This is a genomic window from Leuconostoc sp. DB-1, from assembly GCF_013414845.1.
In the GTDB taxonomy this organism is placed as follows: Bacteria; Bacillota; Bacilli; order Lactobacillales; family Lactobacillaceae; genus Leuconostoc; species Leuconostoc mesenteroides.
The window spans coordinates 1,902,650-1,925,165 of sequence record NZ_JABFNJ010000001.1; the positions used below are offsets into that span (position 1 = coordinate 1,902,650).

Consider the following 22,516-nt stretch of genomic DNA (forward strand, 5'->3'; position numbering starts at 1 on the left):
GTACATGAAAACGTTGTGTAACGAGGAGAAGAGAGAATGGTAAATAAAAAAGGGATTATTACTGCTGCGGTAGCCGTTGTCATTATTGGTGGTGGTTTGACTATACGTCATCTTAATGCAGACAGCAACAAGGCAGCAGCCAAAAAAGTAAGAACAATTAATGTGGCACATACACAAAACTATGTGCCATATGATTATGTGAAAAACGGTGTATCAAAAGGATATGAAGTTGATGTTTTGAAAGCTGTTGATAAGCTATTGCCCGATTATAAGTTTAAGTATCATCCAACATCAGATGAAGATTTATTAGTTGGCTTGGATTCAGGAAAATATGATGTTGGGGTGAAGGGTGCTTGGTGGACAAAAGAACGTGCCAAAAAGTACATCTTACCCAAGCAAGCGGTTGGTGCGTCTATCATAGGAATCACTTATCGAAAAGATGATAACTATAAGTCATTTGCCGAGTTTGCAAAGAAGTCAGGTAAGTTGGTACCAATTTCACCACAGAATGGTCAATACGCAGTAGTACAGGAGTGGAACAAAAAACACCCTAACGAAAAAATCACATTAAAATCAGCTGATCAATTTACTGTTGGTGATGCATATAACTGGGTATTGGAAGGCCGATATGATGCTTACTTTGATGTGAAGGTAAATTACCAAAATTCAGTTGTTAAGAGCAGTGGCGCTTACCATAGTTCAGCCGACAAATTGGCCTACACACCCTACAAGGGCATTAAGACTTATCCGATTATCAGTCGTGCCAATAAAGACAATTCAAATTTCTCAAAAGAATATGACCAAGCTATCAAGAAGCTACAGAAGAACGGTACGCTGGAAAAGTTGTCACAAAAGTATTTCAAAGAAAATGTTTGGGACTTTGTCGGTGATAAATAAAGTTTCAGAATTAAGGAGTTAAGATGCCACCATTTAGTTTCAAATTTTTCCTATCGGTTTTTGGTGAGGTACTGCCTTATTTTCCAGTAACGCTACTCATCATTGTTACATCGATAATTTTTAGTTCCTTATTAGGGGCATTGGTGGCTAGTGGGCAACTTAGTCGATCACCAATATGGAGAACCTTGTCACAAGGTTATGTTTTTGTACTGCGCTCTACGCCACCCATCGTTTTGTTGTTTTTAGTTTTTTATGGGTTACCTAAATTATTATTGCTATCCTTGAATATTAATATCAATGATTGGCAAAAATCGATTTTCGTCATTATCGCGTTATCCTTACTGTTTGCGTCAAATTTAGCAGAAGTGTTTAAATCTGCCTATTTATCTGTGAACACTGGGCAACGTGAAGCGGCATTGATGGTGGGCTTATCAGAATGGCAGACATTTTATCGTATAACCCTACCACAAACAATCGTAGTCGCCTTACCCAATTTCGCAAATACTGTCGCCGCATTAATTAAAGATGCAGCTTTGGCATATGTCATTGGACTACTAGATATGATGGGTGCAGGTGATAATCTGATTTCTAGGAATTTTGGACACCACTCACTTGAGACATATTTAGCGTTGGCCATTATTTATTGGATTTTATTTGTAATCATTGAGCAAGGCGCGAAGTATTTAGAAAGATATCTTGGTAAAAGCCGTGCAATTGCATCAAATCCTGCGGAGGTTGTCGCATGAATGTACCATTTTTAATTCAAACTTTCTGGTCGGCTATAAAAGCTGTGCCAATAACATTATTAATTACCGGTGCGTCATTGCTCATTGGTTTGCCGCTTGGCTTTTTATTGGCATGGATTAAAATTAGAAAAATTCGTATACTTTATCCGCTCGTTGTCGCATACACATCTCTCATGCGGGCCACGCCGATGGTATTACTGATTTTACTGTTTTATAGTACATTACCAAGCTTGTTGAATGTCTTAGTTAACCAAAAACTACACTGGAATGTCAAGGTGTTCGATACTAATCCCATTATTTATGCCATTATTGTTTTTGCTTTAATTGCAGTTGCAAATTTATCGGAAGTATTTCGATCAGCAATTTTGACGATTGATCCTGGACAAAAAGAGGCAGCTTTAATGGTTGGGTTGACGCCAATACAAGCTTATTATCGTATTATTATTCCACAAGCATTGGTTTCGGCTGTGCCTAACATTGGTAATTTAACGTTAAACATTTTAAAAGGCACTTCGCTTGCGTTCATGATGACGGTTCAAGAAGTAACGGCGGTTGCTAAAACAGCAGCCTCATATACTTATGATTACACGGAAGCTTATATTGATATTTTTATAATTTACTTTATCTTAGGAACGATACTGCAAATCATTTTTAAATATCTGGAACGTTACTTAGGTCGACATAAGCTACGCGGAACAGTTGTATAGGGAGAATAGCATGTTAAAAGTCAGAAATTTCAGAAAAAAGTATCATGAACATGAAGTATTGAAAGGAATTGATATTGAAGTTAACCAAGGGGATGTAGTAGCATTACTTGGACCATCAGGATCTGGTAAGACTACGTTTTTAAGAGGGTTAGCTTTTCTAACACCGGGAGATTCTGGTGTTATAGAATTTGATGATCAAAAAATAAGTATTGAATCGGCAACGCCTGTTGATATTAAAAAGTTGCGACAAAAGATGGGCTTCGTTTTTCAAAATTTCAATTTGTTTGCTAATAAGACGGCCATACAAAATGTCGAAGAAGGTTTGATTATTGGGCATAAGGAGCCAAAAGAAATAGCTCGAAAAAAAGCGCAGGAAGCCTTACAAAAAGTAGGTTTGTTGGAATTTGCCAATCATTATCCAAGTCAATTGTCTGGTGGACAAGCGCAGCGCGTAGGAATTGCTAGAGCAGCAGCTTTAAATCCGGAGATTATTTTATTGGATGAGCCGACGAGCGCGTTAGATCCCGAGTTAGTAGCAGATGTTTTGCAGGTGATTAAACAACTAGCTGATGAAGGGAAAACGATGATTGTCGTCACTCATGAGATGGCTTTTGCTCGTGATGTGGCTGATAAAGTTGTTTTTATGGATAAAGGTTTAGTTGTAGAGGAAAATGAACCCGTTGAATTTTTTGATAATCCTAAGTCGCCACGTTTGAAAGAATTTTTAAGTCGTATTAGCGCTGCCAATGTTGCTGACAACAGTTTTGAGTATGAAAAGGCTAATCAAAAATAAGTTAAACGCGCTCTTTAGACTTGCAGCAGCATCTAGCGGAAAATGTTTCACGTGAAACGGATAAAAATATTTAATTGGTTACTAGCGATTAGCTTGTTTTTCAGGTAAACTAGATACTATGGAAAACTTTCAAGAACAACTAAAGAACCGACGTACTTTTGCGATCATCTCCCATCCCGATGCTGGTAAAACAACCTTAACTGAGCAATTATTGTTGCATGGTGGAGTGATTCGTGAAGCCGGAACAGTTAAAGGCCGTGGGTCGAACAAATTAGCTTCATCTGATTGGATGGCGATTGAGCAACAACGTGGTATTTCAGTAACGTCATCTGTATTGCAGTTTGACTATGAAGGTAAACGAATCAATATTTTGGATACACCGGGGCACGAGGACTTTTCAGAAGATACCTATCGTACTTTGATGGCTGTGGATTCAGTAGTCATGGTAGTCGATGCCGCCAAGGGTATTGAGCCACAGACTAAAAAGTTATTTGAAATTGTCTCACAGCGTGGAATACCAGTCTTTACGTTCTTTAACAAAATTGATCGTGACGCTCGCCCAGCACTTGATTTGGTTGACGAGCTTGAAACTGTATTAGGAATTCAAGCTTACCCAATGAATTGGCCAGTCGGCTCCGGCCAGGTTCTGCAAGGCATTTATGATTTGCAGGCTGACCAACTTGTGCCCTTTAAGAATGCCACAATTCATTCCGAGATCGTCGATGAGGCGATGGATGAAATTGAATTGTTACGTGATGCGGGTAATCCATTTGATGAGGATAAAATCGCTCATGGGCAATTAACACAAGTATTCTTTGGCTCAGCGTTGGTTAATTTTGGTGTAACAGAATTCTTGCGTGAATATTTGACGTATGCACCAGCCCCAGCAGCGATGACGACAGTTGATGACAAAAAAATTAATCCAGAAGACGCCCAGTTCAGTGGTTTTGTATTTAAGATACAGGCCAACATGGATCCCAGACATCGAGACCGTATTGCATTTGTGAGGATCGTGAGTGGGGAGTTTAATCGCGGTATGGATGTGTTATTACAACGGAATGGCAAGAAATTAAAGCTCTCGAACGTGACACAATTTATGGCTGAAGAACGTGAAAATGTCCAGACAGCAGTTCCTGGTGATATTATTGGTGTCTATGATACGGGGAATTTCCAAATAGGTGATACAATCTACTCTGGAAAGAAAGCTGTACAGTTCCCTGATTTGCCAACATTTACACCTGAATTGTTTAACCGTGTGGTTGCCAAGGATGTGATGAAGCAAAAGTCATATCATAAAGGGATTGAACAACTCGTTCAAGAAGGAACAATTCAACTTTATAAATCATGGAACGGCGGCGACTACATTATTGGCGCTGTTGGACAATTGCAGTTTGAAGTGTTCCAGTTCCGTATGGAAAACGAATATAATGTTGAAATTCAATTTGAACCCATTGGTTCCAAAGTTGCTCGCTGGATAAAGCCAGAACAATTAGACGAGAAGATGAGTTCATCACGTAATTTACTAGTAAAAGATCGGTATGATGAACCAGTATTCTTATTCGAGAATAAATTCGCCTTGAATTGGTTCCACGATAAATACCCTGATGTTGAATTAGAAGAAAAAATGTAAAAACACCAAGCATATTGGAACGTCTGTGGACGTTCTTTTTTAATATCGTAATATGTTAGAATATAGTAACAAGAATATTGGAGAAAATCATGTCATATTATACACAACAACTTTTTAATGGCCAACGCGATCGTATTTTGCGTGTTGTTGATTCAGATGATGCTACACAAGCAACTGCTGGTTTTATTCATATTTTTGACGAACGGCGAGCTTTTGACTTTGAATACGCTAAAGAATTAACGAATGGTGAAATCACACAGGAACAGTTTGATGAGGAAGGAGAGTCGGTTAACACATTTAGCGTTAACTTTATGCCCCTAGCGCATGCTGAAGAGGAAGAAATTCCTAATGAATTGTTTGAGGAATGGGCTGGCCTAATTGGCCGTGAATATGCATTGGTTCCCAACTTACATATGAATATGTATCAACAGTCTCTGAAACCTGAAATTGAGGAAATTGATAAGGATCTTTTCGAAGAAAGATTGTTAGAATTAGTTACACGTGTTCTTGGATCTTCTGTTGTTGGATTTGAAGAAAAAGCTTTGACACTTTACCCAAGCTTTTTAGTACAAGAGCAACCTGAACAATCCGAACAAAAAGGGCCATCAACCCAGATAATATTACCAGAATAGTGAATATATGGATTGATGAATAGTATATTTAGCTAATTTAGCGAACGTTTTGTAAGCATTATCGTTAACGTTCGTTTTTTTTTATGGTACAATGTCTGGGTCGATAAGACAAATAAAATCGGGGTAGATTGATGCGCGTTAAGTGCAGCGGAGACGGAATGTGAGCCGCTGACGAAACAAACATTCATTGCTAGCATTTTTTCGTGTTAGCAATGAATGTTTGTGCGGTGCATCAGTCACATTCACCACTATATAAGGTGAACACTCCACTCGGAGGTTCTATAGCATGGAAAATACAACACGAACGTGGGTTTTCCCAAAACTAGATACGCGCCAATTCGTTTTATTGGCGATGTTGATGGCACTTCACATGGTGCTGAGCAGGCTGACAGTCGGCACTAATGTACTTCAAGTAAGCTTTGCATTCGTAACGATGTCTCTGATTGCTAAATGGTATGGTCCATTGTGGTCTATGTTAATTGCGGCAATATTAGACGTTATCGGCGCAACAATTATTAATCCTGGTGCATTCTTTGTGGGATTCACTTTTACAGCAATGATTAGTGCGTTAATTTATTCACTGGCTTATTTCAAGCATGACAAAACAAGCTGGTGGCGAGTAAGTGTTGCTGTGGGGTTGGTATTATTAATTGCTAATATTGGTTTAAATTCCATTTGGTTGGTTATGATGTATCATACAGCACACGATTGGCCTTCATTTTTAGCCTTTGTTACACCACGTGTCATTAAGAATTTAATTATGTTTCCCATTCAAGTGGGTATTTCGTATTTTCTTTTAAATAATCAGGTTATTAGTCACACCACAAAAAAGATTTTTAGTTAAACAGCTTCGGCTGTTTTTTTGAAAGCAGAGGTTTTAATATGGTAAATAAATTTCCACAAGTTTTAACAATAGCAGGTTCTGATTCAGATGGATCAGCAGGGATGCAGGCAGACTTGCATACATTTTTCATTAGAAAAACATACGGTATGAGTGTGTTAGTTGCTGCTGTGGCTGGTAACTCATACGGTATTCATGCTGCGGAAACATTACCGCTACACTTTGTTGACAAACAGTTTGAGGTTCTTGCTGACGATTTTAAAGTTCGCGCTAGTAAGACGGGCATGTTATCAGATGCTAGCTTAATTGAAGCAGTGGTAAAAGCTTATAAACAGTTTGACTTTGGTCCTTTAGTAGTTGATCCGGTAATAACAACAAAACATGGTGCTCAATTGTTAGAGGCAGCGGCCTTTGAGGCACTAAAAGAAAAACTTCTACCACTGGCAACAGTTGCAACACCGAACTTTTTTGAGGCACAATTGCTAACTGGACGTACTATTGATAATGAACAGCAACAGACAGCTGCTGCAAAAGATATTCAATCTCTGGGCGTTCAAAATGTTATTGTCAAAGGATGGCATAATCAAGATAAACAAAATGAGGTTGCTGACTATGTTCTTCTCGCGGATGGCTCTGATTTTTGGTTAAGGCACCCGTATTTTGATACTACACACATCAATGGTACTGGGGACACTTTAAGCGCTGCTATTGCTGCTGAAATTGCTAAGGGGAAAGACGTTGCAACAGCTATTCGCATTGCCCACGATGTGACGGCAACAGCGATTGAACATGAAATTGCTGTTGGACATAAGTTTGGACCAATTAATCACTGGGCAGCTCAAGACTATAATAAAAAAGAAGACAAATAGTTTGTCTTCTTTTTATTATGATGCACCGGTGATATCACCATGAACAAGTCGTTTGAAAATATGACGATCCGCCCAAGCGATATTACGTCCCTGTAAAAGGAAGGACATGACAGTGCCAATACCGAGCGCCACGATTTGATGGCTAATGATGAGACAAATAATCGAAATACCAATTGCAACAGCGAAATTACTCATTTGAGCTTTACTAGCATTGCCACGGAAATAATCAAAGCGTAAGATATTCGTCAGGTCATCTAAGGGGTGAAGAATCCAATTAACACGCTGGTATATGGAAATAGCCACGCCAATTGTCCAAATACCAAACAAGTCAAGAGGAATACGCCACCACCAACTAAGTTGACGAATGCCCAGCGAGACAAAGTAATTGGCGAATACGCCAACTAAAATACTAAACGCCATACCGAAGAAAATATTGCCGAGTAATCGTAACCAATTGATACGCATGGCTAACCACATATTTAAGAATGCCACAGAAACAGCTGTAATAGCTAAAAAGATACTAATTTGCCAGCCAGTGGTGTTAGATAAGTTAGCGGCGCTTGCAGTCCATGGGGCCGAACCCATGGCGCTAGCCACACTTAGTCCATTACCAAATGAGTTAATGATTAAAGAGATAAAAAAGAAACTAATTTTTTGTTTATATCCCAGTTGATAAAATTGACCATCTATATAGTACATTGTGTAATTTTTTCCTTAGTTGATTATCTTCTTATTATAGCATTAAGAAAGGTTCTTAAAGATAGTTTACAAAATCACAATTAAGGTATAGAATATATGCATTAGAAAATTGTGAGGAAAAAAACAATGTCAGAAAATAAAGTCGCTTTGGTAACTGGAGCTGGTCAAGGAATTGGACAGGCAATCGCAGAACGATTGTCAAAAGATGGGTTTAAGGTTGCCTTAGTTGGACGTCATATTGAAAAAGTACAAAAAGTAGCTGATGAAATTAATGAAAATGGTGGTGAAGCCATTGCTATTAAGGCTGATGTGGCTAAACGTGATGAAGTTTTTGCAGCTGTTAAAGAAACGAAAGAAAAGTTCAATGGTTTTGATGTGATTGTTAACAATGCGGGTGTTGCGCCTACGACACCAATCATGTCAGTAACGGAAGATGATATGAACTGGACATGGGGCATTAATGTTAATGGTATTGTCTGGGGAACACAAGCTGCGACAGAAGCCTTCAAGGAATTTGGTCATGGTGGCAAAATCATTAATGCAACATCGCAAGCTGGTGTGCAAGGAAATGCTAATTTGACTGCCTATGGATCAACAAAATTTGCCATTCGCGGTATTACACAAACAACAGCTAAAGAGTTAGCAGAATTTGGTATTACAGTAAATGCATTTGCGCCTGGAATTGTGAAAACACCGATGATGGAAGATATTGCTCATGAAGTAAGCGTGAACGCTGGTAAAGACGATGAATGGGGAATGGCACAATTTTCAGAAGGAATCACCTTAGGACGACTAAGTGAACCGGAAGATATAGCAAATGTGGTTTCCTTCTTGTCTAGCTCAGATTCAAACTATGTGACAGGCCAAACATTAATTGTTGATGGTGGTATGGTATTTAGTTAAATTCAATATATAACTTTAAATGCATCTCAATTTCTTTAATTGGGGTGTTTTTTTGTGAACTAATCTAAATATGTGATTTATTATACAATATATATATTATTATGTTAGCGCTAACAAAAGCTTTTAAATAAGGGTTTAATAAACATATTCAAAAAAGGTTGCTTTTTAAAAAAGAATGATATATACTTATATTGTTAATAAATGAGCAAGCAAAGGAGCAAAGATTATGGCAGAAGCAATTGCAAAGAAACCCGCAAAAAAGGTTTTGACCCCTGAAGAAAAAGCGGAATTACAAACACAAGCTGAGAAGATGACTGAGGTATTGATTGAAAAATCACAAAAGGCATTGTCTGAATTTTCAACATTTTCGCAAGAACAAGTTGATAAAATTGTTGCAGCTATGGCCTTGGCAGGTTCTGAGAATTCACTTCTGTTAGCCCATGCTGCTCACGACGAGACTGGACGTGGGGTTGTGGAAGATAAGGATACGAAAAATCGTTTCGCCTCAGAATCAGTTTATAACGCTATTAAGTTTGATAAGACTGTGGGTGTTATTAGTGAAGACAAGGTTCAAGGTAAGGTAGAATTAGCAGCCCCACTTGGTATTTTGGCTGGAATCGTCCCAACGACAAATCCAACGTCGACAACTATTTTCAAATCAATGTTGACAGCAAAGACACGTAACACAATTATCTTTGCTTTCCATCCCCAGGCTCAAAAAGCATCGGTTCTTGCTGCAAAAATTGTTTATGATGCTGCTGTTAAAGCAGGCGCACCGGAAAACTTTATCCAATGGATTGAAAAGCCTTCACTTTATGCAACAAGTGCGCTGATACAAAATCCTCACATTGCTTCAATTCTAGCTACTGGTGGGCCATCAATGGTTAATGCAGCTTTGAAGTCAGGAAATCCATCCATGGGTGTCGGTGCTGGAAACGGTGCAGTTTATATTGATGCAACTGTTGACACAGATCGTGCCGTGTCCGATTTGTTGTTATCAAAGCGTTTCGATAATGGCATGATTTGTGCCACAGAAAACTCAGCCGTTATTCAAGCACCAATCTATGACGAAATTTTAACTAAGTTACAAGAACAAGGTGCATACCTTGTTCCTAAGAAAGACTACAAGAAAATTGCTGATTATGTCTTTAAGCCTAATGCAGAGGGATTTGGTATTGCTGGTCCTGTTGCTGGTATGTCAGGACGTTGGATTGCTGAGCAAGCAGGCGTAAAGATTCCTGATGGTAAAGATGTACTTTTGTTCGAATTAGATCAGAAGAACATAGGTGAAGCGTTATCTTCTGAAAAGTTATCGCCATTACTTTCAATTTATAAAGTTGAGAAGCGTGAAGAAGCTATTGAGACTGTTCAATCCTTGTTAAACTATCAAGGCGCGGGGCACAACGCAGCAATTCAAATTGGTTCACAAGATGATCCGTTCATTAAAGAGTATGCTGACGCTATTGGTGCATCACGTATTTTGGTTAACCAACCTGACTCAATCGGTGGTGTTGGAGATATTTATACAGATGCTATGCGTCCATCGTTGACACTTGGTACCGGATCATGGGGGAAGAATTCATTGTCTCATAACTTATCAACATACGACTTACTTAATATTAAGACCGTGGCTCGCCGCCGTAATCGTCCTCAATGGGTTCGTTTACCTAAGGAAGTTTACTACGAAGCCAATGCCATTACTTACTTACAAGACTTGCCTACTATAAACCGTGCATTTATTGTCGCTGATCCTGGTATGGTTCAGTTCGGATTTGTTGGCAGAGTACTAGGCCAACTTGAGTTACGTCAAGAACAGGTTGAAACAAATATCTATGGTTCAGTTAAGCCTGACCCAACTTTGTCACAAGCTGTTGAAATTGCTCGCCAAATGGCAGACTTCAAACCAGATACAGTTATTTTACTTGGCGGTGGTTCGGCACTTGACGCTGGTAAAATTGGTCGGTTCTTGTACGAATACTCGACACGCCATGAAGGAATTTTAGAAGATGACGAGGCGATTAAAGATCTATTCTTAGAACTACAACAAAAGTTTATGGATATTCGTAAGCGAATCGTTAAGTTTTACCACGCACGTTTGACACAAATGGTTGCGATTCCAACAACTTCAGGTACTGGATCAGAAGTCACACCATTTGCCGTTATTACAGATGATGAAACACATGTAAAGTATCCACTAGCCGATTATGAATTGACACCGGAAGTTGCTATTGTTGATCCAGAATTTGTTATGACCGTACCACAACACACGGTATCTTGGTCAGGATTAGATGCTTTGTCACATGCTTTGGAATCGTATGTCTCAGTGATGGCTTCTGAATTCACACGTCCTTGGGCATTACAAGCTATTAAGTTGATTTTTGATAACTTAACAAATTCATACAATTATGATCCTAAACACCCAACTAAGGAAGGTCAGAATGCACGCACAAAGATGCACTATGCGTCAACATTGGCTGGTATGTCATTTGCGAATGCCTTCTTGGGACTTAACCACTCACTAGCACACAAAACTGGTGGAGAATTCGGACTACCTCACGGTATGGCAATCGCTATTGCAATGCCACATGTGATTAAGTTTAATGCGGTAACAGGAAATGTAAAGCGCACACCATACCCACGATACGAAACCTATACAGCACAAAAAGATTATGCTGATATTGCACGTTACTTAGGTTTGAAAGGTGAAACAGATGCTGAATTGGTCGATGTATTGATTGCAGAAATCAAGAAGTTGGCTGCATCAGTGGGTGTCAATCAAACACTATCTGGCAACGGTGTTTCAAAGCATGACTTTGATACAAAGTTAGAAAAGATGATTGACTTAGTTTACAATGACCAATGCACGCCGGGAAACCCTCGCCAACCAAGCTTGGCAGAAATTCGTCAATTGTTGAAAGATCAGTTTTAAAAAAAGAGACCTTACAATTAAGTAAGGTCTTTTTATTTTTGACGTTTTGTTAATTTAACAACGCCCTCCCAACGGGCAGTTTGAGGGAACATGTCAATACTTTGAATGTAATCAACTTGGTAGGCTTTTGATAAATCAACCAAATCACGAGCCAAAGTTGAGGCGTTACATGAAATATACACAAACTTTTCAGGTTGTGTGCGCAAAATTTCTCGACGCAGTGCAGTGTCTAAACCTGTGCGTGGTGGATCAACAACTAATGCATCAGCTATCCATCCTTCTGATTGCCATTTAGGAAACAGTTTTTCAGCCGTGCCCACTTCATAGTGAGCATTACTAATATGATTTAAAGTAGCATTTTGATTAGCATCATCAACTGCTTCGGGGATAATTTCCATACCACGAACTTCGCCAGCCTTGTCAGCTAAGGACAGACCAATTGTACCTACACCAGCATATGCATCGACTAGTTTATCAGCGTGCGTCAAATCAAGTGCTGCCAAGGCTTGGTTATAAACTACGGACATTTGCGTATGATTTAACTGCATGAAAGCACGTGGTGATAATTGGAATGTTTTCCCGAGAACCTTTTCTTCGATGTAGTCCTTACCCCAAAGCTTAAGTGTCTCTTCGCCCCAAACGAGGCTAGTACGACCAGGATTATAATTTTGAAAAATACCAGTAACTTCTGGTAGGGCCTGATTGATTGCTTCAATCAGTGCGGTATCTCCTGGGAATCCATCTGTGTTTGTGATAAATGTTAGTTGAACTTCGCTGGTTGTCTGAGATACACGAGCAACAATAGTTTTTACCGTACCTCGATTTTTATCTTCATTGTAGATTGAGACAGATAATTTATCGAGTAACTCACGAACGGTACGCATGACTTTCATCGTGGCTGGGGTTTGTGTATGTACAACCGGTAAATCAACCAAATCATGGCTACCACGTTTATACATACCGACACTCAGTTTATCGCCAATTTTTCGAACAGGGAATTGGGCTTTGTTACGGTATTCATACGGATGATCCATGCCGATTGTGTCACGTATGTCATAATTAGACCAGCCCTTCGGTTGGAATTTTTCAAGCGATTGAACGAGTACATCTTTTTTGAAGCGTAATTGTGCTGGATAATTCATATGCTCCAATTCAAATCCACCAACACTATCTGCGAATTCATCAAGCGGTTTCACTCTATCCGGAGATTTCTCACGTATTTTCAAGACTTTAGCGGCGATATATTTTGGTTCTACTTCAGTAACCTTTACAACAGCCACTTCATCAGGTAAAGCGCCAGGTACAAATACAATCTTACGTTTAAAGTAGCCAATTCCTTCACCGTTAATACCGAGGCGCTTGATTGTTAACGGGAAGTTTTGGCCAACACGTACGTTGACACCTTCACTCGTGTTGCCTCTTGGTGCGCCAGACTTACGGGGGTCAAAGTTTTTACCATAATATGGTTTTTTACCGTTATTGTTGCGACTTTTTTGATAAGGCCGCTTGTTTTGTTCTGTCATATTCATCTTTCTGCATTGCAATGCCCAAGGTTCATTATTATGTAACCATCATAACATGATAGCATGAAAAGTCAGGATTATGTAACCATCATAACATGATAGCATGAAAAGTCAGGAGATGGGGACTACGAATGTTTGATAAGTGTGATAATAGAGTCGATAAATGTTTTGAAATAGTAGTAGTATCCAACTTAAAGCCAACACAAAGGCAACAATCTCGAAGGTTGTTAGAGACAGATAACCTACCCATTGAAATAAAATCATACTTGTTACTAGGATTGCACAGATGATATAGGATGTTGCTTCGAATTCACGCGGTGCATTTGGTAGTAGCCAGCGATTGCCCAACATCATAATTAAAATAAAGTAGATTAAAAAATTGGCCATTTGGTCATGCAAAATATGAAGACGTCCAGCGTTGTTTGGAAACAGACCGACACCAGCTAATGACAAAGCCGATAAATTTAGCAATATGCGCAACGTAATGAGCCGTCGGTTGTGACGCAGAATTTTTTGTAAAGGAACGAATAGATAGTCTACTAACGCCAACCAGATTAACCCAGCTAGAATTAAAGTGGCGTTAAACTGCCAAGAGTCCAGCGCATTATCAGTTCCTAAAAAACTTAGGTTATATTGCCACCACATACGCGAGCTATTTGTAACCATCGCTGTTAGTACACCGCCAATGATAGTCATTACAAAAATTGAAGTAATGAATAAGGTAGAGATTGATAACGCTGAATAAATCATTAAAAAGTTAATGATTCCGTTAAACATAGTAAATAGCGCAATTGACGTGAATAAATCAAACGATGCGGTTTGAAATAAGTAATTAATTGCCCAAAAGAATCCTGATGTCACAAAAGCTAAGATAATAGCAAAAGCTACGGTTAAAGCTGGTAAGACGCGCCAACTGGTTTTACGCCGCAGCTTATCAATTTGTTGTCGTTGTTGCTGAAAGTATATTAAAAGGAACATGAAAATGCCGCTGATCTCACTTAACATAATGACGGCACTAGCGATAGAGTTGTCGCCACCCAAAGGGATACGAAACATTTTTTCCTCCACGGTATAAATTGTGAAAATGATTGCCATCACCATAGAAGGAATCAAAAAATGTCGCAACGACAATGTTTGACGTTCATTAGGATTATTTGTCTGCTGTATGATCAATTGTCCGTTTCTAAGCGTGAGATTTAGTGGTTGATTGTGTTTTAAATGTAGCTCGCTAACAATTTCATCAGGTAACGTAAGTTGATATGGTGTCTTTGACATAATTCTCTCCAATATGTTCTAGTTTAGCATGTTCATAAAAGAAGATTGAAAGAACATGTATTTTTTAATATTTTGTATTTATATATCACATTTGTGTTATAACAAATATGTGGTATAATATAGATGTAGAGAGGAACAGAAAAAGTAGCAGATGTGCCTCAGAGACCTCTCGAGTTAAAGGAGATGTGGATAAATGATTAAACGCAGAAACTTTATTAACGACTTTGTACACAATCGCGTACGAGGTCAGACTGAATAGGATGGCGATTAGCAATGAGATTTGATTTAAAGGCTTACTTAGATGATAATTCACTAACAATTTACCGCGTAGCAAAGGAATCTGGTTATGGATACACAACGATACACAAGTCGTTTAACAAAACACAATCAGATGCCACGAGCCTAAACATGCGTGATTTAGATGCTCTGGCTAAGGTGCAACATAAACAAATGTGGGAAGTGTTGCGAGAATTAGAAAAACTTTATTTTGATGAATGATAAACGTGCTTGGGGTAAGCACAAGCACATAGAAAACTAAAAGGAGATTTTAGACTATGGCTAACAATGATTTTTTCAATGATCCATTTGGATCAGACATGAATGACATTTTTAATAACATGATGGGCAATATGAACGGCATGAACTCTGAGAACCGTCGTTATTTGATTAACGGTCGCGAGGTTACGCCGGAAGAGTTTGTTCAATATCGACAAACTGGGAAACTACCACAAGGTCTTCAAGCAGCCAATGCTACAAACGGTCAGCCAGTAGCACAACAAGCTGGGCAACCTGGACAAGTAAAGCAGGAAGGAATGCTGGCAAAGCTTGGACGTAACTTGACGAAAGAGGCTCGCGACGGTTTGCTTGATCCAGTCATTGGACGTAACAAAGAGATTCAAGAAACGGCTGAAATTTTAGGACGCCGTACAAAGAACAACCCAGTGCTAGTTGGCGATGCTGGTGTTGGTAAGACAGCAGTGGTTGAAGGTTTGGCACAAGCGATTGTTAATGGGGATGTCCCAGCAGCAATTAAGGACAAGGAGATTTACAGTATCGATATCTCTAGCCTTGAAGCTGGTACTCAATTCCGTGGTGCTTTTGAGGAAAATATCCAGAACCTTTTGAAAGAAGTTAAACAAGCAGGCAACGTTATCTTGTTCTTTGATGAGATTCATCAAATCTTGGGAGCTGGTTCAACCGGTGGAGAAGATGGCGGTAAAGGACTAGCTGATATTATCAAGCCAGCTTTGAGTCGTGGTGAAATTTCATTAATTGGTGCGACAACGCAAGATGAATATCGTAACACGATTATGAAGAACGCTGCACTAGCTCGGCGTTTTAATGAAGTGACTGTGAATGCACCATCACCTAAGGATACGCTTGAAATCTTGAAGGGGATTGCGAAGTTGTATGAAAAGCATCACCATGTTTCATTGCCTGAAAACGTGTTGAAGGCAGCAGTTGATTACGCGGTACAATACATCCCACAACGCTCGTTACCAGATAAGGCGATAGATTTGCTTGACATGACAGCGGCTCACCTGTCAGCTAAGAACCCAGTAACAGATAAGGTTAGTTTAGAGAAGCAGATGAGCGATGCTAAAGCAAAGCAAGAAAAGGCTGTTGCTGATGAGGATTATGAAGCCGCTTTGAAGTACAAGAACCAAATTGCTGATTTAGAAAAGAGAATTGGTAGTGCAGAGGAAGCTAAGAAGGTTGAGGCAACACCGAACGATGTGGCCGAATCAGTGGAGCGTTTGACTGGTATCCCTGTGGCACAAATGGGGGCATCAGACATTGAACGTTTGAAGACAATTGGTGATCGCCTGGCAGGTAAAGTTATTGGTCAAGATGAAGCTGTAAGTATGGTCGCTAAAGCCATTCGTCGTAACCGCGCGGGATTTGATGAAGGAAACCGACCAATTGGTTCGTTCTTGTTCGTCGGTCCAACTGGTGTTGGTAAGACGGAGTTAGCAAAGCAACTAGCTTTGGACATGTTTGGTAGCAAAGATAACATTGTTCGTTTGGATATGAGTGAGTATTCGGATTTGACAGCGGTATCTAAGTTAATTGGTACGACCGCTGGGTATGTTGGCTATGATGACAATAGCAACACACTAACTGAAAAAGTTCGCCGTAATCCTTATTCAATTATTCTCCTTGATGAAATTGAAAAGGCCAATCCACAAGTACTAACGTTGTTATTACAAGTGATGGACGATGGTCGCTTAACAGACGGTCAGGGAAACGTCGTTAACTTCAAGAACACGGTCATTATTGCAACATCTAACGCTGGATTTGGACACAATTCGAGTGATGCAGATCAGGATTTGATGGCTAAGTTGGCGCCATACTTCCGTCCAGAGTTCTTGAACCGTTTTAACGGTGTGATCGAATTTAGTACGTTGACTAAGGATGATTTGAAGCAAATTGTTGATTTGATGTTAGATGATGTCAATAAGACATTGGCTAAGAAAGACTTGACATTACATGTGTCTGACGAAGTTAAGGATCACTTGATTGAAGATGGTTATGATGAAGCCTTAGGTGCACGACCATTGCGTCGAGTAATTGAGCAACAAATTCGTGATCAAGTAACGGACTTCTATTTGGATAATCCAGGTGAAAAATCCTTAAGCGCAGACTTGGTTGATGGCAAAGTTGTCATCTCGGCTGTTGTTGAGAAGACTGCGGTTACTAACTAATGTTTGAAAAAATCACGTTCGTGTACAAAACGTGGTTTTTATTTTGCTTTCAATGAACAATTTATTCAGCATGGTATAATGAATTCATTAAACTAAAGGACGTCTACATGATTATTCAACATGCAATTCTCCATATACTGGACACGAATACAGGTAGTCTCATTGCATCGCAAGGAGAAATGAACGTCGACAATGTTGGCGTTCATGAATATATTGAAAAGCTGGTTAATAAAATCTATAAAGGTGACATCAAGACAGGAAATTTATTGCCAGATAGTTATCTGGACAAGATGATTAAACAATCGGATTTTCCGGAATTAACGACACAATTGGCCACTAAATTATTTGATACGATTGCTGCTAGTGAGTCTATTCCAGCTGGTGATTTGTTAAGTTTTCAGGCTACAATTGATGAAGGGCCAATCTTTGGATTAATCAAACTCAATTTCGGCACTCGTTATGCTCACGCAGTAGAGTACGAAGATGACCAGATGGTGAATAATTTGGTGCTTAATCAGTCAATTTTACCGGCTGCAACGCAAACAGTTGATGAAGCTATTTTGGTAAATGTCGATGATGGCAGCTATCAATTGTTGGAAAAGAAACAATTGATTGACGGGCATCGTGTGCCTTATTTTTCAGAAAATTTTTTGGAAATAAAACCTGAAGTTTCAGCAAAAGAAAATATCCAAGTCATTAAGCGTACAATTAAAAATATTGCTGAAAAATATGATGAGCCAGAACATGAGATACTAGCTGCAACGCAGGAAGTGATTTACAATAGTTTAGCAGAGACAGGTAGTATTAGCACAGATGTTATTGCAGAAAAGGTGTTTGGTGATAACATCACGGCTAAAAAAGAATATCAAGAAAAGCTGACTGCAAAATCATTGCCAACGGAAGTTTCGGTTGTTAATTCCGAGAAGTATGAGAAAAAGTATCGAACACAAAAATTTAAACTCGATTCTGGAATTGAAATTTCTATTCCTGTTCATGTTTACCAGGATTTGAGTAAAGTTGAATTTGTCAATAATGCTGATGGGACAATCACCTTAATGATTAAAGATATCGCATCAATATTAAATAAGTTCAATGTGTAGAGGAGAAAATAATGCCTTATCAAGATTCTTATGTTGCTAAAATACGCGAAAAAATTGGGCACGACTTTGAGCTCGTGATGCCTACGATAGATGTGGTAATTGCCAATTCAAAAGGTGAACTTTTGATGATTTATAACCGTGATTTTGATGGTTGGGCCTTTCCAGGTGGTTACATTGAACCAGAAATGTCATGGCAAGAAAATGCAGCACGAGAAGCTTTGGAAGAGTCTGGCATTCGTGCGAATGCAAAAGATTTGCAATTGATTGGTTCTGTTTCAGGAGAAAACTATCGTACGCAATATCCTAATGGTGACCGGGTTAAGCTCTATACAAATGTATTTTTGCTGACAAAATGGTCAGAAGAGTTAGATAAGATAGACGATACAGAGATTGACGGGAAAAAATGTATGACACCGCAAACAATTGATCATGTTCATTTAACCTTTTCCGGTCGAGCAGTGTATCAGGCATATCGTCAATTCCAAGAAACGAAACAAATACAATTGTTAACCATCAATAGTGAACTGCAGCGTTTTTTGGATGCGCAGGATGGTCGCATTGCTGATGTGAATACGTATGAGGATGCAATTAATGAATTGACTGCCGGTCAAAAAAGAACACATTGGATGTGGTTTGTATTACCACAACTTCGTGGGCTAGGAACAAGTGAACGTGCGACGTATTACGGTATCAAAAATGCCAAAGAGGCTCGTGAGTATCTAGCAGATGATGAATTACGTACTCGCTTGGAGAAAATTTTAAAAATTGTATTGACTATAGAATCATCAGATCCAGTTGCCATATTTGGACAAGTAGACGCTGAAAAGCTTCATGCAAGTGTGACGTTGTTTGCACAAGTTGTAGAAACACCTGATTTGTATCAGCAAGTTTTAGTGAAATATTTCAATGGTGACTTACATCAACCAACACTAGACTTATTAAACAAATAAAAAAGGCGACTAAGTCGTCTTTTTTATTTGTTTATACTGTTGTTTTTGGCGCGTGCAATACTAGACCATGCTCTGGTGTTCGAGCATTAATAACGATATCTTCAACCTTGAAAATATGTGCCAATTCACTTTCAGTAAATCTATTTTTCTTTTCAGCGATTTCACGCAAAGATTTTCCAGTGCGCAGAGATTCTTTAGCAATTTTAGCGGCTTCTTTGTAGCCAATTATTGGCGCCATCGCGGTTGCAAAGCTCACCGACAAATCAATGTCTTGTGACAAGCGATGTTTGTTTACTGTAATGCCGTCAATGGCATTGATGCGTAGAGTATTCATAGCTTGTTGGAGATGTTCAATGCCAGTGATTAAGCTTTTGAAAATAATGGGTTCAAATGCATTCAATTCTAATTGACCAGCTTCGCTTGCTGCCGTAACGGTGGTATCAAAGCCAATCATTTCAAAGGCGACTTGATTGACAACTTCTGGAATAACTGGATTAACTTTACCAGGCATGATTGATGAACCTGCTTGTTTTGAAGGTAAGTTAATTTCATGTAATCCCGAACGTGGGCCAGAACTGAGTAAGCGTAGATCATTAGACATTTTAGATAGATTAACTGCTAAATTTTTTAATGAACCAGACAGGGCAACATAGGAGTCTAAGTTTGAAGTTGCATCAAATAAATCATGGGCTTGCTCAAGTGGAAGCCCAGTTATGCTAGCTAGGTTAGGGACGATGTGCACTTGGTAATGATAACTTACGTTAATACCGGAACCAATAGCTGATCCGCCCAGATTTAATGTATATAGCTCATTGCGTGCGGCTTCGATACGTTTAAAGTCTCGACGAAGTGGTTTTAACCAAGCATGAAAGGTATTTCCTAAGGTCATGGGCACAGCATCTTGTAGCTGTGTACGACCCATTTTGTAAGTTGTTGAAAATTCGTCGGCTTTGTTACCAAGAGCGTCTACCAATAATGTTAATTCTGAAAAAAGTGGTTCGAGTAGTCGGATAAGAGCAATTTTTCCTGCGCTAGGATAAGTATCATTGGTACTCTGACCCATATTAACGTGGTCATTTGGGTTAACGTAGCCATATTCACCACGTGCACGGCCTACCTGCTCAAGAGCTGTATTAGCAACAACTTCATTGACGTTCATATTGGTACTTGTACCAGCACCACCTTGAACGTCACTAATTGGAAACATTGTAAGATCGATTGGCTGACTTAACAAAATTTTTGTTGCATCAACAATATGTTTAGCAACAGCTCGATCTAGATTACCAGATGTAGCATTTGTTTGTGCCGCAGCCTGTTTAATTTCTAAAAAGGCTCGAATGATTTCTGGATGGGTTGTTTCTTTTGAAATTGGAAAATTATTTAGCGCACGTTGAGTGTGTGCCCCGTAGTAGACATCTTTGGGTACGTTGATTTGGCCGAGTGAATCTGATTCTGTGCGCATATTGCTTCTCCTTACTGGTTATGAGAATATTTTACCGCAAAAAATAACTATACCAATTTTATTTGTTAAGTTTTATGACACCATATTTTTCTTTCTTGATATAGAAAAAAAGCACCCTTTAAGGTGCTTCAATAATTTCAACGCCATCATCACTACCAATGACTACACGGTTAACAACATCAGTGAACAGACCGTGCTCTACAACACCGACCATATTAATTAATTCTTGACCCAAATCACGTGGATCTTCGATAACGGGAACATGTAGATCAATGAGGTAATTTGCTGAATCTGTACGTACAGGGTTGCCATTTTGATCTAAACGCCAAGTAGGATGGAACCCATCTGCAGTAAAGCGTTTAAATAATTGGTCAGATCCATATGGAATAATTTCGACTGGCAAATACTGATTTAGTTTGGATACACGTTTGCTACTGTCTACAACCCAGATATTCTCACGAGAGTTAAACGCAACGATTTTTTCCCATAAAAGCGCGGCCCCGCCACCTTTAATGGCTGAGAAATCATCCGAAATTTGGTCAGCTCCATCAATTGTAAGATCAATTTTATCGACATCATCAACGTTGTACATCGGGATTCCTAGTTTTGCAGCATTGCGCCTTGTCTTTTCAGAAGTAGGGACGCCGACGATTTTTAAATTTTCATTGGCCACGCGTTCACCTAAAGCGGTAATGACTTGAGCAATTGTTGATCCAGAGCCAATGCCCACTACCATACCGTCCTGAACAAAGTCGGCGGTGCGGCGACCAGCAATAATTTTTTGTAAATCCTGTGATGAACTCATGATTTGTACTCAATCTCCTGATAAGTGTCGGGGTAACGTAAAAATGCTTCTTTTACATAAGGACAAACGGGCTTTATTGTCATGTTTTTGGCACGCGCATCAGCAACAATCGTGTCTAACAATTTTTTAGCAACACCTTGCCCACGTAGAGATGGATCCACTACGATTGAATTAATTGAATAGGTTTGCCCCTCGTTGATTACTGTATAAGTAATCTGAGCGATAACTTTGCCGTTTTTTTCCAAGAAATAACGACCATTTTCGTGTTGGAATTCCATAATAATTTCCTCTCGTTTTATTATAACAGCATAATGATTAGCGGTATTTAATTGAGTGCGTGAAAATTTACTATTTACCTATGATACTAACATAATTTGTGCTTGTCTGTGTTACTTGTTCTGACCATTTTTTAATCCATCTAACATTTTATAATTTAACGTATATTTTTTAAAATAAGGACAATATATCGTATAATAAGGGATAAACTATTTATGAAGAGGTGTACTTATTATGACACGTGGATTTGAGATTGTTAGCAAATATGCTGACGAGAATATTACTGTTCCAAAGCGCAGCACACAGCAAGCAGCAGGTTATGATTTTGAAGCCGCAGTGGACATCACTATTCCTAGCGTTTTGAGTAATAATTTTTTCAAGGGACTTAATATTTTATCACTTGGGAAACTTTCAAAGCTACGTGATAATGAAGATTTGCAAGATATGCTTAAACCGGTACTTATTCCAACGGGTATAAAAGCTTACATGGGGGAAGGTGAATACTTGCAACTTGTTTCACGTTCAAGTGGACCTATTAAAAAACGGATAATGATGCCTAATGCAGTTGGTATCGTAGATGCTGATTATTATAATAATGAGGGTAATGAAGGGGAAATTTTCTTTCAGTTTATTAATTTTGGCCTTAAAGACGCCCATATTAAAAAAGGTGAGCGCATCGGTCAAGGCATATTTTTGCCCTATTTGTTAGCTGATGGCGATGATGCTGTGGAAAAGTCAGATCGTAAGGGTGGCTTTGGTTCAACAGGGCAATAA

At 39.1% G+C, this 22,516-nt stretch carries 21 protein-coding genes and 1 riboswitch; of the genes, 15 read left to right on the forward strand and 6 right to left on the reverse strand.

The window, feature by feature from the left end; genetic code table 11:
* Positions 1–36 precede the first annotated feature (36 nt).
* From HFP47_RS09435 to thiD, 8 genes are all read left to right on the forward strand, one after another.
* Entirely contained in the window at positions 37–897 is an 861-nt protein-coding gene (locus HFP47_RS09435) for a transporter substrate-binding domain-containing protein (RefSeq protein ID WP_011679098.1), read from the forward strand.
* 23 nt (positions 898–920) lie between these two features.
* A complete protein-coding gene (locus HFP47_RS09440) occupies positions 921–1,643 on the forward strand; it encodes an amino acid ABC transporter permease (protein ID WP_011679099.1) in 723 nt (240 codons plus the stop codon).
* Positions 1,640–2,350 (forward strand): amino acid ABC transporter permease, encoded by a 711-nt coding sequence (locus HFP47_RS09445; RefSeq protein ID WP_011679100.1) that lies wholly within the window; start codon positions 1,640–1,642, stop codon positions 2,348–2,350. The genes HFP47_RS09440 and HFP47_RS09445 overlap by 4 nt, the downstream gene beginning before the upstream one ends.
* A gap of 10 nt (positions 2,351–2,360) precedes the next feature.
* Positions 2,361–3,143 (forward strand): amino acid ABC transporter ATP-binding protein, encoded by a 783-nt coding sequence (locus HFP47_RS09450; protein ID WP_011679101.1) that lies wholly within the window; start codon positions 2,361–2,363, stop codon positions 3,141–3,143.
* Between the two features lie 118 nt (positions 3,144–3,261).
* Positions 3,262–4,773 (forward strand): peptide chain release factor 3, encoded by a 1,512-nt coding sequence (locus HFP47_RS09455; protein WP_011679102.1) that lies wholly within the window; start codon positions 3,262–3,264, stop codon positions 4,771–4,773.
* A gap of 89 nt (positions 4,774–4,862) precedes the next feature.
* The gene (locus tag HFP47_RS09460) at positions 4,863–5,405 is read left to right on the forward strand and encodes a hypothetical protein (RefSeq protein WP_014324186.1); all 543 of its coding nucleotides are present in this window, start codon (positions 4,863–4,865) and stop codon (positions 5,403–5,405) included.
* Between the two features lie 117 nt (positions 5,406–5,522).
* Positions 5,523–5,655: riboswitch (THF riboswitch) on the forward strand.
* A gap of 36 nt (positions 5,656–5,691) precedes the next feature.
* Complete coding sequence (locus HFP47_RS09465) at positions 5,692–6,249, forward strand: folate family ECF transporter S component (protein ID WP_102753392.1); 558 nt, start codon at positions 5,692–5,694, stop codon at positions 6,247–6,249.
* A 38-nt stretch (positions 6,250–6,287) separates the two neighbouring features.
* Complete coding sequence (gene thiD / locus HFP47_RS09470; protein ID WP_179876370.1) at positions 6,288–7,115, forward strand: bifunctional hydroxymethylpyrimidine kinase/phosphomethylpyrimidine kinase; 828 nt, start codon at positions 6,288–6,290, stop codon at positions 7,113–7,115.
* 15 nt (positions 7,116–7,130) lie between these two features.
* On the opposite strand, the gene HFP47_RS09475 is transcribed toward thiD, so the two are convergent.
* Complete coding sequence (locus tag HFP47_RS09475) at positions 7,131–7,814, reverse strand: hypothetical protein (RefSeq protein WP_011679106.1); 684 nt, start codon at positions 7,812–7,814, stop codon at positions 7,131–7,133.
* Positions 7,815–7,940: 126 nt separating this feature from the next.
* On the opposite strand from HFP47_RS09475, the gene HFP47_RS09480 reads away from it, so the two are divergent.
* Positions 7,941–8,717 carry a (S)-acetoin forming diacetyl reductase gene (locus HFP47_RS09480; protein ID WP_010290041.1) on the forward strand — a complete coding sequence of 259 codons (777 nt, stop codon included), beginning with the start codon at positions 7,941–7,943 and terminating at the stop codon, positions 8,715–8,717.
* A 226-nt stretch (positions 8,718–8,943) separates the two neighbouring features.
* The gene (gene adhE, locus HFP47_RS09485) at positions 8,944–11,646 is read left to right on the forward strand and encodes a bifunctional acetaldehyde-CoA/alcohol dehydrogenase (protein WP_179876371.1); all 2,703 of its coding nucleotides are present in this window, start codon (positions 8,944–8,946) and stop codon (positions 11,644–11,646) included.
* 32 nt (positions 11,647–11,678) lie between these two features.
* Here the strand turns inward: adhE and rlmD are convergent, their stop codons facing one another.
* Both rlmD and HFP47_RS09495 read right to left on the reverse strand, forming a co-directional pair.
* Positions 11,679–13,169, reverse strand: coding sequence for a 23S rRNA (uracil(1939)-C(5))-methyltransferase RlmD (rlmD, locus tag HFP47_RS09490; RefSeq protein WP_011679108.1), 1,491 nt, complete (start codon positions 13,167–13,169; stop codon positions 11,679–11,681).
* 111 nt (positions 13,170–13,280) lie between these two features.
* Entirely contained in the window at positions 13,281–14,444 is a 1,164-nt protein-coding gene (locus tag HFP47_RS09495) for a DUF998 domain-containing protein (RefSeq protein ID WP_179876372.1), read from the reverse strand.
* A gap of 273 nt (positions 14,445–14,717) precedes the next feature.
* Between HFP47_RS09495 and HFP47_RS09500 the strand changes: the two genes are divergently transcribed.
* From HFP47_RS09500 to HFP47_RS09515, 4 genes are all read left to right on the forward strand, one after another.
* Positions 14,718–14,942: a transcriptional regulator gene (locus HFP47_RS09500; RefSeq protein ID WP_179876373.1), complete on the forward strand. Its 225-nt coding sequence runs from the start codon at positions 14,718–14,720 to the stop codon at positions 14,940–14,942.
* A 56-nt stretch (positions 14,943–14,998) separates the two neighbouring features.
* Positions 14,999–17,149 carry an AAA family ATPase gene (locus HFP47_RS09505; RefSeq protein ID WP_179876374.1) on the forward strand — a complete coding sequence of 717 codons (2,151 nt, stop codon included), beginning with the start codon at positions 14,999–15,001 and terminating at the stop codon, positions 17,147–17,149.
* A gap of 107 nt (positions 17,150–17,256) precedes the next feature.
* Entirely contained in the window at positions 17,257–18,249 is a 993-nt protein-coding gene (locus tag HFP47_RS09510; protein ID WP_179876375.1) for a nucleoid-associated protein, read from the forward strand.
* A gap of 11 nt (positions 18,250–18,260) precedes the next feature.
* Positions 18,261–19,199, forward strand: coding sequence for a DUF1810 family protein (locus HFP47_RS09515; protein WP_179876376.1), 939 nt, complete (start codon positions 18,261–18,263; stop codon positions 19,197–19,199).
* 31 nt (positions 19,200–19,230) lie between these two features.
* On the opposite strand, the gene HFP47_RS09520 is transcribed toward HFP47_RS09515, so the two are convergent.
* The 3 genes from HFP47_RS09520 to HFP47_RS09530 all read right to left on the reverse strand — a co-directional run bounded on the left by HFP47_RS09520 (position 19,231) and on the right by HFP47_RS09530 (position 21,765).
* The gene (locus HFP47_RS09520; RefSeq protein WP_010292838.1) at positions 19,231–20,661 is read right to left on the reverse strand and encodes an aspartate ammonia-lyase; all 1,431 of its coding nucleotides are present in this window, start codon (positions 20,659–20,661) and stop codon (positions 19,231–19,233) included.
* 118 nt (positions 20,662–20,779) lie between these two features.
* Complete coding sequence (gene rpiA / locus HFP47_RS09525; RefSeq protein WP_179876377.1) at positions 20,780–21,466, reverse strand: ribose-5-phosphate isomerase RpiA; 687 nt, start codon at positions 21,464–21,466, stop codon at positions 20,780–20,782.
* The gene (locus HFP47_RS09530) at positions 21,463–21,765 is read right to left on the reverse strand and encodes a GNAT family N-acetyltransferase (protein WP_258984611.1); all 303 of its coding nucleotides are present in this window, start codon (positions 21,763–21,765) and stop codon (positions 21,463–21,465) included. Before HFP47_RS09530 ends, rpiA begins: the two co-directional genes overlap by 4 nt.
* A 211-nt stretch (positions 21,766–21,976) precedes the next feature.
* Here HFP47_RS09530 and HFP47_RS09535 point away from each other — a divergent pair, with 211 nt between their 5' ends.
* On the forward strand, positions 21,977–22,516 hold the full coding sequence (locus HFP47_RS09535) for a deoxyuridine 5'-triphosphate nucleotidohydrolase (RefSeq protein WP_011679115.1): 540 nt from the start codon (positions 21,977–21,979) through the stop codon (positions 22,514–22,516).